Origin of the sequence: Antarctobacter albus, assembly GCF_900101505.1 — a bacterium.
Classification (GTDB): Bacteria; Pseudomonadota; Alphaproteobacteria; order Rhodobacterales; family Rhodobacteraceae; genus Antarctobacter; species Antarctobacter albus.
This window is the reverse complement of sequence record NZ_FMZI01000022.1, coordinates 14,233-29,985: the sequence shown is the minus strand read 5'-3', so window position 1 is coordinate 29,985 and position 15,753 is coordinate 14,233. Positions and strand designations below refer to the sequence as shown.

Here is a 15,753-nt window from a genome sequence, read left to right as displayed (position 1 = left end):
CTTTGCCGTTGCCCCGAGTCGGGCCGCACACACCGGCCCTGCCCCGAGCCTAGCGAAGCGATTCCGATCCGTCGACGCCCCGGCGGGCGGCGTCACAGGAGCGAGGACAGGCCGGTCCAGATCAGCCGGATCGAGATCAGGATCAGCACCACGTCCAGCACCCGGCGAAATCCGTGATCGCTGAGCCGGTCCAGGATCATGCGTCCGCCCAGTGTGCCCAGGAACCCGGCCAGGATCATCGCTGCCAGGAATCCCAGCCAGGGACCGAAGGCAAACCCCAGCAGGCCGAAGGCCAGCACCTTGGCCAGATGCTGCGCCGTCATGAAGGCGGCGTGGCTGGCGACATGTGCCTGCCGCGGCAGGTTCAGCGACTTGGTGAAATTGGCGACAAAAACCCCGGTGGCGCCAAAGAACATGGTCAGGAAACTGGAAATCAGCCCGGTCACGACCGGCAGGCGCGACAACCATGCGGGCGGCTTGCTGAGCACCGACCAGATCACGAAACCGCCGACGCCGATCAGGATGGCCCCCGGCGGCAGGTTGACCACCAAGGACCCGCCCAGCGCCACGCCGATCACCGTGCCGACCAGGAAGGTCAGCACCGGCGGCCAATGCACATGGCGAAAGAGCACCGCCAGCCGCAGCGCGTTCGACCCCACCTGGATCACCCCGTGCACCGGGATCAGCGCCGCCGGGGGCATGACGCTGGCCATGACCGCCAACAGCAGGGCGCCCCCGCCGATGCCCAGCGCGACGGTGATGAAGGAAGAGACAAAGCTGACCGCGACCAGAATCCAGAAGGTCGCCGGCTCCAGCCCGGCGTAGAAAAGCTCTGTCACTGGCCGCCCCGGGCCTCGGGGTTGATCATGTGGATCGGCGCGCCCTCGGCATAGGCGTTGATCTGGTCGTAGATGTCGGCGAACTGCATATCCAGCTCATCCTCGGTGACGTAGCCGATATGCGGCGTCGCGATGACCGAAGGGTGATTGACCAGCGGATCCTTGGAATCGGTCAGCGGTTCCGTGTCAAAGACATCCAGCGCCAGCCGCCCGGGGCGCCCCGCCTCCAGTGCCTTGTCCAGCGCACCCGGCGCGACAAGGCCAGACCGCGAGGTGTTGATGAAGCTGGCCGAGGGCTTCATGCTCAGCAGATCCTCGGCGGTGATGATTCCGCGCGTCGCCGGTTTCAGGCGGACATGCAGGCTGACAAAATCACTGTCGGCGAAGAATCTGGCGCGATCGGGGGCCAGTTCCACGCCATCGGCCCGGGCGCGGGCGCGCCCCTCGTCCGACCCCCACCACCAGACTTTCATCCCGAAGGCCTGCGCATAGACAGCAACCTGTTTCGCGATCCGCCCATAGCCATAGAGGCCCAGCCGCCGCCCGGCGAGCGTCTGACCAACCCCCATCTGCCAGTGACCCGCGCGCAGGCTGGCCATCTGCTGCGGGATCTGTCGGGCAGAGGCCAGCATCAGCGCAAACGTCAGCTCTGACGCCGCCACCGAGGGCGTGTCTGAATGCATGTTGGAACAAAGCAGGACGCCGTTTGCTGTACAGGCCGGTACATCGACATGCGGATAGACGCTGCGCTGCGAGATCAGCTTCAGCCCCGGCAGCCGATCCAGCAACGCGGCGGTGACCGGGGTACGCTCTCGGAACAGGACCAGCGCCTCGGCCTCTTGCAGGCGGCGGGCCAGGGTGTCGATGTCTTCGGTGTGGTCGGTCCAGACCGTGACCTCATGGCCCTGCAGCCGGGCAAAGCTGGGCAAGGTGCGCAACGTGTCGAACCAATCGTCGAGGATATGGACCTTCATCGGCTCGCCACTCCTTGATCCGCGTCAGCGGCACGCGGTGTCGGATCAATCGGGGCGGTGCGGGTGCCAACCCGGAAGGTCTGGGACAACATGGAAACCTCCAATTATGTATGCGACGGTATACCGATTGACTCGCTCCGCCAAGTCATTTGATCCCGTGCGAGCGCCTGATCACCGGAGAGACCACCTGGTCGCTCACGGGAAAGTCCAGGACCGTCGGTCGGGGATCGGCGGCGAACGCCTTAACCAGGCCCGGCAGATCGGCCAGGTCCGTGACGCGCGTGCCCGCCGCGCCAAAGCCACGCGCGATGGCGGCCAGATCGGTCTGGCCAAAGACCGCCCCCGCATCCGACAGGCCGTCGGCCCGCAGCTTGTGGATTTCCGAGCCATAGGCCCCGTCGTTCAGGACCACCGTCAGGATCGGCAGACGATGGCGAACGTAGGTTTCCAGCTCTTGCACATGCATCAACAAGCTGCCGTCTCCATCGAACAGGACAACTGGCACCTCCTTGCAGGCCGCCGCGACCCCCATCGCGAAACTGGTGCCATTGCCGATGGCGCCAAATTCGCGGATCGTCAGGAATTCGTCATAGGGCCGGTTCATCTGCGCGAAGAAATAGGAACAGTGCCCCGATGAATTGACCATCTGCCAGCCTTGCGGCAGGGCCGAGTCCAGCGCAGCCACCACGTCACGAGGATCGTGCTGACCGGGGGCGATGTCGAAACGCGCGCTGTCGGCGGGTTCGGACGCGATGCGCCGGGCAAGATCCTCTCCCCTCTGGCGGGGCTGGCGGGCTGGTACGGCCCCCATCAGCGCCTCGGCCCCAAGGCGCGCATCGGCGCGCAGGTGCAGGTCGGCGGCCAGGCGCCCCTGGCTCTGGCTGACCGGGTCGACGTCCACCTGCAGGACCCGCGCCCGGGGCCACAGCTTGCCCGCATCGGCATTGTGCCGCGCCAGGGAACAGCCCAGCGCGATAATCAGGTCGGCCTCGCCCATCACCTCCCGCGCAATTGCCGGGGAAAAGCCCCCCGCCACGCCGAGGCAGCAGGGATCCCCATGCAGCAGTCCTCGGGCCGGAAGGGTCGTGGCCGTGGGCGCGTCCAGGTGCCGGGCCAATGCATGGATGGCCTCACCCGCCCCGGACTCGACCGCACCCATGCCAGCCATGACGATGACCCTCTCGGCATTGGCCACGGCTGGCGTGATGCGGGCAAGATCATCCGGGTTGGGCGGGATCGGGCCTGCCGCAGGGATCAGGTTGGCCGAGGGCGCGGGCAGGTCGTCGGGCCCTTCCCAGGGCAACTCCTGCAAATCGAACGGCAGCCCCACGACAACCGGACGCCGTTCCCGACGCGCCTGGGCAAAGGCATCGCGAATCACGACGGGCATCCGCGCGGGCCAATGTGCCGCGACATAGGCCGCGCCGCAGGCGGTGACAAAGGGCGCCTGGTCGATGGCCTGGTTGTACCAGCCCGCCTTCAAGGGCGCCTCTCCGGCAAGGACCACCAGGGGCAGATGCGCCCGCACGGCGGCGGGCAGCGCCGTCATCAACTGCGTGACACCCGGCCCGCAGGTCACGGTAGCCAGACCAACGCCCCCGGTCTTGCGCGCATGGGCCATTGCCGCGGCCACGGCGCAATGTTCGTGCCGGACGTAGATGAACCCGCAGCCTTCTTCTGCCAGGCGCGTCGCCAACGCCATGTTGGCATCCCCCAGAAGGGCAAAGCAGGTGCCGGGGTTCTCTTGCGCGATGGTGCGGGCCAGGATGTCGTAGGTATGGATCATGCGCCGCACCAGACCGTTTCCGGGACCAGCACCTCTCCGCGTGCGATCAACCGGGCGGTGCGCGTCACCCCGGCAGATCGGAAGTTGAAGCCGCCGTCCCGGTCATACCGCACGCGCACATCCATCACGCCCATCGGGTGTTCGATCCGCACGGTCACCGGGCTGTCCGCAAAGGGGCGGGTCAGACCCTCGGCCACGGTGCCGGGCGCCAACGCGCAGGCGGCCAGACATTGTGAGCCGGTCACCGCCAGCGTCGGGTGGGTCGTCCAGGGCATGAAGTAGCGGGCGCAGAAATGCCCCTCGCCCTGCGGGGCGGCCAAGAGGCCGATCTTGGGGGTCACGGATTTGGACACATCGCCAAAGCCCATGCGCCGGCCTGCTTCCAGCCGGACCGCCTCCATGCGCGCAAACAGGTCCGGCATGGCGTCCAGTTCGTCCAGGGTCTCGTGGCCTGTGATACCGAAATCGGCGGCGCGGGCGATCATCATCGGCATCGCCACATCAACAAGGCTGACCTCGATCCCGTCGATTTCTTCCCGAGCCTTGCCCGTGGGGAACAAGGCGCCTGTCCGCGATCCCACCACGTCGAGAAAGTTCAGGGCCACAGGGGCCGCGGTGCCCGGCACGCCGTCGATGGCGGTGTCTCCGTCATAGCTGACCACGCCGCCGGGGGTCTGGACCTCTGCCTCGACCAGGGCGCCGGTGTTGACGGCACGGATGCGCACCGGCGTTACACCGTCCTGCGCCGGAATCATGCCCATCTCGATCGCGGCCGGGCCGACACCCACCAGGATGTTGCCGCAGGTGGGCGCGTAGTCCACCAGTTCCTCCTCTACCGCGACCTGGGCAAAGAAATAGTCCACGTCGGCCTTGGGATCGTCGGAGGGCGACAGCATTGCGACCTTGGTCGTCACCGCGTTGCCGCCACCGATGCCGTCGATGTTGCGCGGGTTGCCCGCCCCGACGACAGAGACAAGGACACGGGACAACCGGTCACGATCCTGCGGCAGGTCGGCGGCATTGAAATAGGGCCCGCGCGAAGTGCCGCCGCGAAGGAAAAGGTAGGGAATGGCGGTCTGAGTCATGTCGCGGCGTCCTCGATCAGGCGGGTCAGGGTGTGGGTGAAGGCGGCGGTGCCCAGCGCTCCGCCAAGGTCGGCGGTGCGCGTCTCTGGCGCGGCCAGCGCAGTTTCCAGCGCATCGCGGATCAGGGCAGCCGCGCGGGGCTGGCCCAGGTGATCCAGCAGCATGGCCGCCGATCCGATCAATGCACCGGGATTGGCGCGGTCCTGTCCGGCAATGTCGGGGGCCGATCCGTGCTGCGCCTGCGCAACCGCATGGGTGGCACCGTGGTTCAGCGAGGCGCCCAGCCCCAGGCCGCCCGCCAGCTCGGCGGCAAGATCGCTCAGGATGTCGCCGTACATGTTCGTCGCCAGCACCACGTCGAACCGCGCCGGGTCACGCACGAAATGCGCGGCGGCGGCATCGATCAGGATCTCCTCGACCTCGACCTCGGGATGATCGGCGGCAACGGCACGGGCCTCTTCCAGGAACAGCCCATCCGAAACCCGCAGCACGTTGGCCTTGTGAATGACGGCAACCCGGCCCCCACGCCGGGCGGCAAGCTCAAACGCGGAGCGCGCGATCCGGCGAGAGTTCTCTCGGGTGATGCGCCGGATCGCCAGCGCAACGTCCGGTGTGGGCATGAACTCGCCCGGCCCCATGTGCATGTTGCGATCGGCATAGAAGCCTTCGAGGTTCTCACGCACCACCACCATGTCGACCTTGGCCGTCACGGGGCGCGGCACCGCCGGATGCGACCGCGCGGGCCGGATGTTGGCATAAAGCTCCAGCGCGCGGCGCAGCACGCCTGAGGGGTTGCGCCCGCCCTCGGCCACCGGCGGATAGGCATTGTGCGACACCGGGCCAAGGATGACGCCGTCGGCGGCACCGGCCCTGTCGATCACGGCCTTCGGGATGGTCGTCCCCTCATGGGCCAGTGCGGCAAAGCCGATCTCCGCTTCCGGCAGATCCACCGCCACGCCGGCCCGGGCGCAGGCCGCCCGGACGACAGCCTGCGTCGATGCCACGATCTCGGGGCCGATGCCGTCACCCGGAAGACACAGCAGGGTCAACGTCATGTCAGCGGCCACGGCAGATTGACGTAGCTCTGCAGCAGGCCCGGCGGGAAGTCCCGGTTAAGCATCCCGGCGAGGAAGCAGATGAAGGCGATGCCCGCCGCCGTCAGCCCAAGGCTCCAGACCCAGTTCAGCCCGGCGCGCACCCGGAAGAAGGCCACCATGAACAGCGCCAGCGCCAGCACGAAGCCCAGCAGCGAAGTCAGCAGCAGCAGCGCCCCGAACCAGGCCAGCGTCCCCCAGAGCGAGTGCGGTGCCTCCGCATCCTCGCCCGAGGCCTCGCGGTCGGCAAAGATCTCGTCTCCTTCGCCGGCCATCATCATCCGCACCAGCAGCGCAACCAGCGCCAGAAGGCCGACGCTTGCCACCGCCAGCGGAAAGATTTTGTCCGAGATCATGTTGATGGAATAGGCGTTGATCCAGGCCGTCCCGACATAGGCCAGAAGCGCCAGCAGGAAGATCAGCGGCGCGCGCTTGGACCCGGTGGCCACGTCACCCTCGGAACGGATCTGCTTGGACTGACGGATGCCAAAGTAGACGGACACCACGGTCAGCAGCGCGATCACGATCACGATGGGCGTTGCGACATAGCCCAGCCCCTCGGCCCAGCCCTGCTTGAACTTGAACCCGGCGATCTGGTTGGCGTTGGCCGAGAAATTCTCGGCCTGCGTCGAGAGGACGAAGCCGATCAGGAAGGCCGGGCGCGACCAGTCGAACCGGCGCAGGAAGATGCCCAGCAGGCCGATGGCAAAGAGAGCCACCAGGTCGCCCAGCGACTGCCGCGACTGAAAGGCCGCAAAGGCGATCATCATGAAGAGGAACGGCGCCAGCAGGGTAAAGCGGATCGTGGTCAGCCGCGCGATGGGGCCGGACAGGCCGATGCACAGGCCCGCCCCCAGCACGTTGGCCAGCGCCAGCGACCAGACAACCGTATAGGTGATGTCCAGGTTGTTCTGCACCAGTTGCGGCCCAGCCTCGTAGCCGAGCAGCGCGAGTCCACCGATGAAGACGGCCATCGAGCCGGAGCCGGGAATACCGAAGATCAGCGTCGGCACCAGGCCGCCGCCTTCCTTGGCGTTGTTCGAGCTTTCCGGCCCGATCACGCCGCGAATGTCGCCCGAGCCGAACTGCGACCGATCCTTGGCGGTCTGCACCGTGTGCCCGTAGGCGATCCAGTCGACGACGGACCCGCCGAGGCCGGGAATGACCCCCACGATCACCCCGATCGAGGAACAGCGGACCGACAGCCAGACGTTGGCCCACCAGTCACGCAGACCCTGCGCCCAGCCGGACCCCAGCTGCGCGCCACGCGCAATGGACTGGTTCTGCCGCAGCAGGCTGATGATCTCGGGGATCGCAAAGATGCCCAGGCCCACGATCACCAGCTTGATGCCGTCAGCGAGGTATTGATAGCTTTCGAAGGTGGTCGAGCCGGTGGCCGCGAACATCCAGGATTCGGGAACCATCCGCAGCGAACCGCCGTGCCCGGCCTCGCCGATGGTGCCGACCAGCAGGCCAAGGCAGGCCGCCGCCACGCCCTTGAGCGCGATACGCCCGGCAAGGATCGCCACCATCGCCAGCCCCAAAAGCGTCACCGCCAGCATTTCCGGAAGTGCAAAGGCAAGCACCAGAGGCCGGGCAATCAGGATGAAGAAGGTCAGGATCGTCGCGCCCAGCAATCCGCCGAACAGCGACGAGATGAAGGCCGCGGCCAGCGCCCGCGCGGCCTCGCCCTTGCGGGCCAGCGGGAAGCCGTCCAACACTGTCGCCTGACTGGCCGAGGAACCGGGTATCCCCATCAGGACAGAGGCAAAGGTGTCCGAGGTTGGCACAACCGCGACCAAGCCAACCATCAGCGCCAGACCCGAGACCGGGTCCATGCCGAAAATGAAGGGCAGCACCAGGCTGAGGCCGGCAATCCCGCCGAGGCCCGGAAAGACCCCGACGGACAGTCCCAGCAGGACACCGAACGTTAGGTAAAGCAGCTGCTGAGGCTGAAGGATGAGCGCAAAAGCCTCTCCCAGCGCCGGAAGCGCCGTGGCCAGAAGGTCCATCTTGTTCTCCGTTGAGGTCGGGACGCGCAGACCCAGAGGGGCGCGCGTCTGTCAATTCAAAAGGGGCGGCGGCCGCGGATAGAAGGGCGGCCGCCGTCCGGTCGGTTACTTCAGCGAGACGCCGTAGTCTTCCTGCAGCCAGTCGACGACAAAAGCCTTGGCTTCTGCCGGCACCTGCGTGCCCAGCGTGAGCGTGTTCTTGGCGCCCTTGCCGGTCATCTGCGGGTAGACGCCCAGACGTGCCTCGGAAATTTCGGCGAAATCGTCACGCGCCAGCACCTTGTTCAGCGCCTCGGTATAGGCGTCCACGGCCCAGTCCGGCGAGCCCTTGGGCAGGAAGATCATCTTCTGCGCCGGGAAACCCGCGATCATGAAGGCCTTCCAGGCGTCCCATGCCTCGCCCGAGGTGTTGCAGCCCTCGGTCGCCTCGCAGACTTCCTTGAAGGTCGGGATGTCGGGGAAGGTCGGGTCACGCACGATGTCGCCATTTTCGTCCAGCGCACCCCAGGTCATCCACGGCACCGCGCTGCCGTTTTCCACCAGCGGCGTGACGTTGGCCAGGTAGGCCGAAGAGGTCTGGTAGTCGACGTTGGCTTCGCCGCGCTCGAACATCAGGCGACCGTCGCCGCGTCCCTTGATGCCAAAGACCGGTTCGACGTTCATGCCCAGCATCTTCCATGCCAGCAGCGGCACCAGGTCAAGACGCGTGGCGCCCTGGCTGCCCCAGATGAAATCCTCGCCCGCCAGGCCGGAGGCGTCCAGCCCGTCCAGTTTCTCGGCCATCGCGGGGGGCAGGTAGGCGACACCGCCGGTGCCCGAGGCCAGCACGACGTTCCAGTCGCTGTATTCATAGCGCACGCGCGGATCGCCCAGCAGGTAGGGGAACTGGGTCGACCCCGAGGTGCCGAAGATCACGGTGCCTTCGGTGTCTTCCCAGGTCTGCGCCTGGAACCAGTTGGCGCCCTTGGTCGACCCCGCGCCCGGCATGTATTTCACCACGACGGTCGGATTTCCCGGCAGCGCCTCGGAGAGCAGCGGAGCGTAGAAGTTGGCCCATTTGGCCGAACCACCGGATTCCGAGAACGGGATCACGTAGTCCACGGTCTTGCCCGACAGGTCGAGATCCTGCGCGGCGCCCAGGGTTGCAGTCACGGCAAAGCCGGCCGCGACGATGGCGGTCTTGATCGTCATATTGGTATCCTCCCATGTCGGCGCCCTTGGCCGGGCGCCCTTTCCATCCAGCGATGATTCGTCGCTTGATGATGAATATTTAAGCTGCGAAGCTTGCGTGAAGCTGACGGACCGGGAAAAATGCGGATCGCGATTGTCGATGACAACGAGGCACTGGCCAAGGGAATCGCCTGGCGGCTGCAGGATCGGGGCCATGCCACCGACCTTCTGCATGATGGAAATGCCGCCGCCGATTTCCTGCGCGACGACGCCAATGACATCGTGATCCTCGACATCAACCTGCCCGGGATCAATGGGTTAGAAATCCTGAGAGAGATGCGAAACCGGGGCGATCAGCGTCCTGTCCTGCTGCTGACCGCCCGCGATACAACGGCGGAACGGGTGCAGGGACTGGACGCGGGCGCCGACGATTACCTCGTCAAACCTTTCGAGATGGAAGAGCTGGAGGCGCGGGTGCGTGCCCTGTCGCGCCGCCTGGGACAGACCGCCCAGACCGAGCTGTCGATCGGCACCCTGCGCTTCATTCTGGAAACACGGCAGGTCGAGATCGACGGAACGCCGCTGCCCCTCCCCCGGCGCGAGGTTTCGGTGCTCGAGGCGCTGCTGCGCGCACGTGGTGCGGTGGTGTCCAAGTCGGACCTGCTGGAACATGTCTATGGCACCGGGGCGGACGTCGGTGAATCCTCGGTCGAGGCGCATGTCTCGCGGCTGCGCAAGAAACTGGTCCCGGCGGCGCTGGACATCCGGGTCAGCCGTGGCCTTGGCTACAGCCTGCAGGAACGGACGTGAGGCGGTCGCTCCGGCTTCGCCTGCTGCTCATCATCCTGACGCCGCTGGTGGTGCTGGGGATCGTCGTCGGCACCTGGCGGGTCGAGGCGGCCCGGCGCACGGCGGCAGAATTCTTTGACCGCAACCTGATGTTCACCGCCCTTGCCGTGTCGCGGGACGTGGCGCTGCTGGACGGTGACGCGATCTCTCCGGACACCGAGAAACTGCTGGGCGAAACCGCCGGCGGCCCGGTGCGCTACCACGTCTATGCCCCGGACGGGGTGCTGGTGGTGGGCTATGCCGTGCCGCCGATCCCCGTCACCCGGCGCCTGCCGCAGGACGTGGCCTTTCTGTACACCGACGCGCTTTACAAGGGCACGCCGGTGCGGGTTCTGCGGCTCAAGACAGAGGCGACCATCGGCGCGATTTCCGGCACCTTCACCACGACGGTCTGGCAAAGCATGGAGGCCCGCAACCGCTTTGCGCTGCAACTGGCACTACGGGCGGCAACGGTCATCGCTTCGCTCATCCTTGCGGTGGCCCTGCTGGTCTGGTTCGGGGTCCGGCACGGGCTGAAACCGCTGACCGATCTCGAAGAGGCGATCTCGCGCCGCTCACCAGAAGACCTCAGCCCGATCCGCCGCGCCGTTCCGGTCGAGACGCAAGGCCTGGTCGGGCGGCTCAACACCCTGTTCACCCAGTTCGGCGCCACGATGGAGGCGCAGTCGAATTTCATCTCGGACGCCGCGCATCAGCTGCGCAACCCGATTGCCGGGCTACAGGCGCTGTCGGCGGCGATCCTCACCGCGCCGACGCTGGAGGCGGCGCATGAACGGGCCGCCGACATGGCCAAGGCAGCGGATGGCGCGGGGCAACTGGCCAACCGCCTGCTGACGCTGGAACGCGCCCGCGCCGAAAGCGGGACCAGCGGGTTCGAACGGCTGGACCTGCAAGAGATCGCCTCGACCACCGCCGCGGATTTTGCCCCCCGTGCCCGGGCGCGGGGGCTGCGGTTCGACACCGATCTGCCGCCGGGCCCGGTGCCGATGCTGGGGGACCGGGTGATGCTGGGCGAGGCGCTGGCCAACCTGCTGGACAATACGCTGGTTCACGGCGGCGAGGGGTTGTCGCGCGTCACCCTGACGCTGCGCGCCGACCCGGACATAACCCTGTCGGTGCGGGACGATGGACGCGGCGTGACCGCCAGGGACGTGCCCAAGATCCTGTCGCGGTTCGGCCAGGCCCGCTCTGGCCCCGGCAGCGGCCTTGGCCTGTCGATAGCCGAGGCGGTGGCCCTGCGGCATGGCGGGACGCTGACCGTGGAACCCTCGGATGAAGGGTTCGGCGTCGTCCTCACCCTGCCCCGGCTGGCCTGAGATGCGACCCGGTCAGCGACCCGCCGCGTAGGCCTGCATCAACCGTGGCGTGGCCGCCGCCTTCAGCAGGCCCTCGGGGCTGCGGCTGGTCGCTGTCAGGCGCCCGATGGACCACGGCGCAGCCTCCGTCAGCAGGTGCCCCCGCGCGCGCAGCGCGTCCAGCGTGGCCTGCGGAAAGTTCGGTTCAATCATCAGGACACCGGGTTTGCAGCCGCGCGGATAAAAGCTCGCTTGCAGATGCTGGCTGTGGAACAGAGGACCGTCGATCGCTTCCTGCAGGTTCATCTGTTGATGGACAAGGCGCAGCAGGAAGATCAGCTGCCACTGGTCCTGCTGGTCGCCGCCCGGCGTGCCAAAGGCCAGCCGCGTGCCGTCGGGCCGCAGGGCCATCGAGGGGGTAAGGGTGGTGCGCGGGCGGCGCCCCGGTGCCAGCGAGGTCGGCAGCCCCTCTTCCAGCCAGAACATCTGCGCCCGGCTGTTCAGCGGCACGCCCAGCCCCGGCACCACCGGGTTCGACTGCAACCACCCGCCCGACGGCGTGGCCGAGACCATGTTGCCCCAGCGGTCGATGACGTCGATATGCACGGTGTCACCTTCGTCCGGGCCCTTGGGCGCCTCCGGCGTGGGAGCCAGGTGCGAGAAGGTCGGCTCTCCACCGCCAATCCCGGCATCGGTCGCACGCATCCTTGCCGCACGAGCCATGAAGGCCTCTGCCTGCGCCTCCAGCCCATCGACCATCCCCGGACGCTGCTCCAGGCTGGCCATGCTGCCGATCAGGCCGGCACGGGCGCGGGCATAATCGACGGACAGAAGCGTTTGCAGCGGCACGGCGCTATGGTCGGGATCGCCGTAATAGGCCTCGCGGTCAGCCATCGACAGTTTCAGCACCTCGGTGATGCGATGCACGGCGGCGTCGGAATACGGGTCTTCCTTGCCGAACCCCAGCGCGTCGAGCAGGCGCAGGGATTGCAGCAGGGACGGCCCCTGCGACCAGGGCCCGGGCTTCCAGACCTGCCAGCCGTGGTAGTCGACCGAGACGGCCTGTTCCGTCGTGGCGCGCCAGCCCGCCATGTCCTGCCCGGTCAGGACACCCTTGCGCGCAACGCCGGTGCCGTCGATCACGCAGGCGTCCCGCAGGTAATCGTCGATGGCCTCGGCGACGAAGCCCTCGTAGAAAGCCCTGCGCGCCGCTTCGATCTGGGCCTCGCGGCCCTCGGCCGTTTCGGCCTCGTCCAGCAGGCGCCGCCAGAACGCGGCAAGCTCCGGGTTGCGGAACACGCTGCCCGGCGCAGGCGCTTCCCCGCCCGGCAGCCAGGTCGCGGCGGAGGTTGGCCAGTGGTCGCGGAACAACTCGGCGTTCTGGGCGATCATGGCGGACACGCTGGCAAGCACCGGGTGCCCCTCTTCGGCATAGAAGATCGCCGGTTCCAGCACCTCTCGCAGGGTCATCGTGCCGTGGTCGCGCAGCATGACCATCCAGGCGTCGAAGGCCCCCGGGATCACCGTCGCCAAAAGGCCCGAACCGGGGATCAGCTCCAGCCCCTCGGCGCGGTAATGGTCCAAAGTCGCCCCGGCGGGCGCCGTGCCCTGCCCGCAGATCACCTGCGGCGCCTCGGCCCCGGTGGGCCAGACCAGCGCGGGCATGTCGCCCAGGGGGCCGTTCAGGTGCGGCTCGACCACGTTGAGGGCAAAGCCCATCGCCACCCCGGCGTCAAAGGCGTTTCCGCCCGCCTCCAGCATACGCATCCCGACCGCCGTGGCGATCCAGTGGGTCGAGGCGCAGACACCAAAGGTGCCCTGCAATTCGGGGCGGGTGGTAAAACTCATGGACGGTCCTTTCGGGGTTTCATCAGGAACCGGGCGGCCAGAGGCGCCCCGGTGATCACGAGGAAGACGCGGGTCAGATGATGCACGATGACAAAGCCGAGGTCAGCCCCCGCCACGATGGCCAGCACCGTCATCTCTGCCTGCCCGCCCGGGGCAAAGGCAAGGAACCCCTCGACCGGCGGCGCAAGACCCAGCAAGACTACGATTTCCGAAAAGATCGCCGCCAGCACGGCGAGGATCAGAACGAACAGCACACCCGCCAGAACCACCCGGCGCAACTCGCCCAGGGTAATGCCGACATAGCCCACGCCGATCCCGACCCCGATGAAGAACTGCGCCGCAAGGATCGCCTCGGCCGGGGGGCGCGCATGGATGAAACCGGACAGGCTGAGCACGGCGGTGACGATCATCGGCCCCAGGATCGAGGCCCCGAACAGGCCAATCCGTTCGCCCCCCTTCCAGCCGATCAACGCGGCGGCGGCCATCAGGGCCAGCTCGTGCAGCGGGATCTCGGCGGCGGGCGCACCAATGTCGTTGGTCAACGCAGAGCCGAAACCGAAGGTCAGGATCATCGGCGCGACGGTGACGATGATCATCACGCGCGTCGCATGGATCAGCGACAGGGCCCGGGGATCGCCGCCTGCCTCGGTGCCAAAGATGATCATGTCCTGCAGGCCCCCGGGCATGGCCGCGTACCAGGCTGTGACACGGTCGAACCCGTGGACCCGGTGGAAATAGGGAACCCCGATCAGTCCGATGACAAGGATGTAAAGCGGGATGAAGGCCAGCGATGCCGCCATGCTGGGCAGGGCCGCCACGACGTCCGGCGTCAGCGAGGCCCCGACCGCGACGCCCAGGATCGTGCGAAACCCCTTCGAGACCTGCCCGAAGCCCTGCATGGGCCGTTGCGCCAGCGCCGCAAGCAGGCAGGCCGCCAGCGGACCGAAGAGGAACGGCAGCGGCAAGCCGAGCAACGTGAACAGCGCGACCCCGATGGCGGCGGTCAGCGCGGTCTCTATCCGGCGAGAGGTGGCGGTACGGGGACGGTCGGGCATGATGCACTCCTGTCTTGCATCCTTGTGTATACACAGGTATTCAACGTGCGCAAGGAGCACAGCATGACCGACGAGAAACCGATTGAGCTGTCGCAGGGACAGGAGGCTTATCGCCGGATCCTCGACGAGATCCGCGCCGGGCACCTGATGCCGGGCGACCGGCTGATGGAAGTCGAGCTGGCCAAGCGGCTGGGCTTTTCCCGGACCCCGGTGCGCGAGGCGATCCGCCAGCTGGAAAGCGACGGCGTCGTGACCCATGTGCCGCGCGTCGGCGCAGCGATTCGCAGGCTGGACCACGCGGAAATCTCCGAACTCTACGACATGCGCACGGTGCTGGAAGGCACCGCGGCGCGCTTTGCCGCGCGCGCGGCGTCAGAGGTGGAACTTGCGGAACTGGCCGACATTCACGCCGCGATGGCCGCCGGCGATGGCGATCCCTTTGTGCTCAATCGGCAATTTCACGCGGCGCTTCTGGATGCCGCGCGCAACCGTTTCCTGATGAAGGCGGTCGCCTCGATCCACACCACGCTGCTGATCCTGGGTCCCACGACCTTGCGTGAAGAAGAACGCGCCGAGGATGCCCTGCGTGAACACGCGGCGATCCTGGAAGGTCTGCAAGCGAGGGACCAGGATGCCGCGGAACAGGCGATGCGGGCCCATATCGCCGCCGCGCACCGCGCCCGGTTGCGCCAGCTGCGCCGGGGCTGAACCGCGCCAGGTCCGCATTGCGGGCCTCGCGCCTTGTCTCGCGCCGGGACTTCTGACAGGTACTTGGGCATTCATCCTGGCTGGAAGACAAGAGCATGACAGGCGTCCAACTGCGCGCGGGGCTGGCAAATGCTGACCTGATCGCCGTCCTCGTGGCGGTGACGGACAACGAACCGCGCGTGATGACCCTGCGCGCGGGCGAGGCTCTGCCCTCCGGCCCCTTCGAGTCGCAGCACCGCAGCCTGCAAAGCGGGTTGCGCGACTGGATCGAAAGCCAGACGAGCCACCCGGTCGGCTACCTCGAACAGCTTTACACCTTTGCCGACCGTGACAGAGAGGCCCCTTCCGAGGCAGGCGCGGCCCGGCGGATCTCTATCGGCTACCTCGGGCTTGTGCGGGAACAGGTGACTCCGGGCACCGGCCAGCCACAGTGGCACGGCTGGTACGAATATTTCCCTTGGGAGGACCACCGCGACCGGCGTCCCGCTGTCCTGGACAGCATCGCGGACCGGCTGGACAGTTGGGCGGGGGCGGATTCCCTGCGCCGGGAGCGTGTCGATTTCCTGTTCGGGCAGAATGGCTTGCCCTGGAACGAGGACCTTGCCCTGCAACGCTATGAACTGATGTACGAGGCCGGTCTGGCCGAAAGCCCCTCGCGCCCGGCGATCGAGGGTTTCGGGCGGCCCATGACAGGGGATCACCGGCGTATCCTGGCGACCGGGATCGCGCGCCTGCGCGCCAAGATCAAGTATCACCCGGTGGTTTTCGAACTGATGCCGGACAGCTTTACCCTGCTGCACCTGCAACGCACGGTCGAGGCGCTGTCGGGCCTGCGCCTGCACAAACCGAACTTTCGCCGCCAGATCGACCAGCAGGAACTGGTCGAGGAAACCGGCGAGATGTCCAGCGGGACGGGGGGCCGTCCGGCCAAGCTGTACCGCTATCGACCGACGGTCCTGCAGGCCCAGGCCCTGGCAGGCCCAAGACTGCCCGTGTCACGGCATTGACATAAACTCTAGTTGAGAATATCAAGCGGCT

At 67.2% G+C, this 15,753-nt stretch carries 13 protein-coding genes; 4 read left to right on the top strand and 9 right to left on the bottom strand.

Translation table 11 applies throughout. The features are described from left to right. Positions 1-92: 92 nt before the first annotated feature. The 7 genes from BLQ71_RS24290 to BLQ71_RS24260 form a co-directional block, all read right to left on the bottom strand. Positions 93-839, bottom strand: coding sequence for a sulfite exporter TauE/SafE family protein (locus BLQ71_RS24290; RefSeq protein WP_052244406.1), 747 nt, complete (start codon positions 837-839; stop codon positions 93-95). Next, positions 836-1,813 (bottom strand): D-2-hydroxyacid dehydrogenase family protein, encoded by a 978-nt coding sequence (locus tag BLQ71_RS24285; RefSeq protein ID WP_074623576.1) that lies wholly within the window; start codon positions 1,811-1,813, stop codon positions 836-838. The genes BLQ71_RS24290 and BLQ71_RS24285 overlap by 4 nt, the downstream gene beginning before the upstream one ends. A 145-nt stretch (positions 1,814-1,958) precedes the next feature. Continuing rightward, on the bottom strand, positions 1,959-3,599 hold the full coding sequence (locus BLQ71_RS24280) for a thiamine pyrophosphate-binding protein (protein ID WP_074623592.1): 1,641 nt from the start codon (positions 3,597-3,599) through the stop codon (positions 1,959-1,961). Continuing rightward, positions 3,596-4,684, bottom strand: a complete 1,089-nt coding sequence (locus BLQ71_RS24275; RefSeq protein ID WP_074623575.1) for a 4-oxalomesaconate tautomerase — start codon at positions 4,682-4,684, stop codon at positions 3,596-3,598. Before BLQ71_RS24275 ends, BLQ71_RS24280 begins: the two co-directional genes overlap by 4 nt. Further along, a complete protein-coding gene (locus BLQ71_RS24270) occupies positions 4,681-5,739 on the bottom strand; it encodes an isocitrate/isopropylmalate dehydrogenase family protein (protein WP_083242317.1) in 1,059 nt (352 codons plus the stop codon). Before BLQ71_RS24270 ends, BLQ71_RS24275 begins: the two co-directional genes overlap by 4 nt. Next, entirely contained in the window at positions 5,736-7,790 is a 2,055-nt protein-coding gene (locus BLQ71_RS24265) for a tripartite tricarboxylate transporter permease (RefSeq protein WP_074623574.1), read from the bottom strand. Before BLQ71_RS24265 ends, BLQ71_RS24270 begins: the two co-directional genes overlap by 4 nt. A 105-nt stretch (positions 7,791-7,895) precedes the next feature. Next, positions 7,896-8,981: a tricarboxylate transporter gene (locus tag BLQ71_RS24260; RefSeq protein ID WP_043140195.1), complete on the bottom strand. Its 1,086-nt coding sequence runs from the start codon at positions 8,979-8,981 to the stop codon at positions 7,896-7,898. A 120-nt stretch (positions 8,982-9,101) separates the two neighbouring features. On the opposite strand from BLQ71_RS24260, the gene BLQ71_RS24255 reads away from it, so the two are divergent. Further along, entirely contained in the window at positions 9,102-9,770 is a 669-nt protein-coding gene (locus BLQ71_RS24255) for a response regulator transcription factor (protein WP_074623573.1), read from the top strand. Further along, positions 9,767-11,125, top strand: a complete 1,359-nt coding sequence (locus BLQ71_RS24250; RefSeq protein WP_043140190.1) for a sensor histidine kinase — start codon at positions 9,767-9,769, stop codon at positions 11,123-11,125. The genes BLQ71_RS24255 and BLQ71_RS24250 overlap by 4 nt, the downstream gene beginning before the upstream one ends. 12 nt (positions 11,126-11,137) lie before the next feature. On the opposite strand, the gene BLQ71_RS24245 is transcribed toward BLQ71_RS24250, so the two are convergent. Continuing rightward, a complete protein-coding gene (locus BLQ71_RS24245; RefSeq protein WP_074623572.1) occupies positions 11,138-12,952 on the bottom strand; it encodes a gamma-glutamyltransferase family protein in 1,815 nt (604 codons plus the stop codon). Beyond that, entirely contained in the window at positions 12,949-14,007 is a 1,059-nt protein-coding gene (locus BLQ71_RS24240) for an AbrB family transcriptional regulator (RefSeq protein WP_083342360.1), read from the bottom strand. The genes BLQ71_RS24245 and BLQ71_RS24240 overlap by 4 nt, the downstream gene beginning before the upstream one ends. A 63-nt stretch (positions 14,008-14,070) precedes the next feature. On the opposite strand from BLQ71_RS24240, the gene BLQ71_RS24235 reads away from it, so the two are divergent. Then, positions 14,071-14,715, top strand: a complete 645-nt coding sequence (locus BLQ71_RS24235) for a GntR family transcriptional regulator (RefSeq protein WP_074623571.1) — start codon at positions 14,071-14,073, stop codon at positions 14,713-14,715. Positions 14,716-14,810: 95 nt separating this feature from the next. After that, positions 14,811-15,722 carry an NUDIX hydrolase gene (locus BLQ71_RS24230; protein WP_074623570.1) on the top strand — a complete coding sequence of 304 codons (912 nt, stop codon included), beginning with the start codon at positions 14,811-14,813 and terminating at the stop codon, positions 15,720-15,722. The last annotated feature ends 31 nt before the right edge of the window (positions 15,723-15,753 follow it).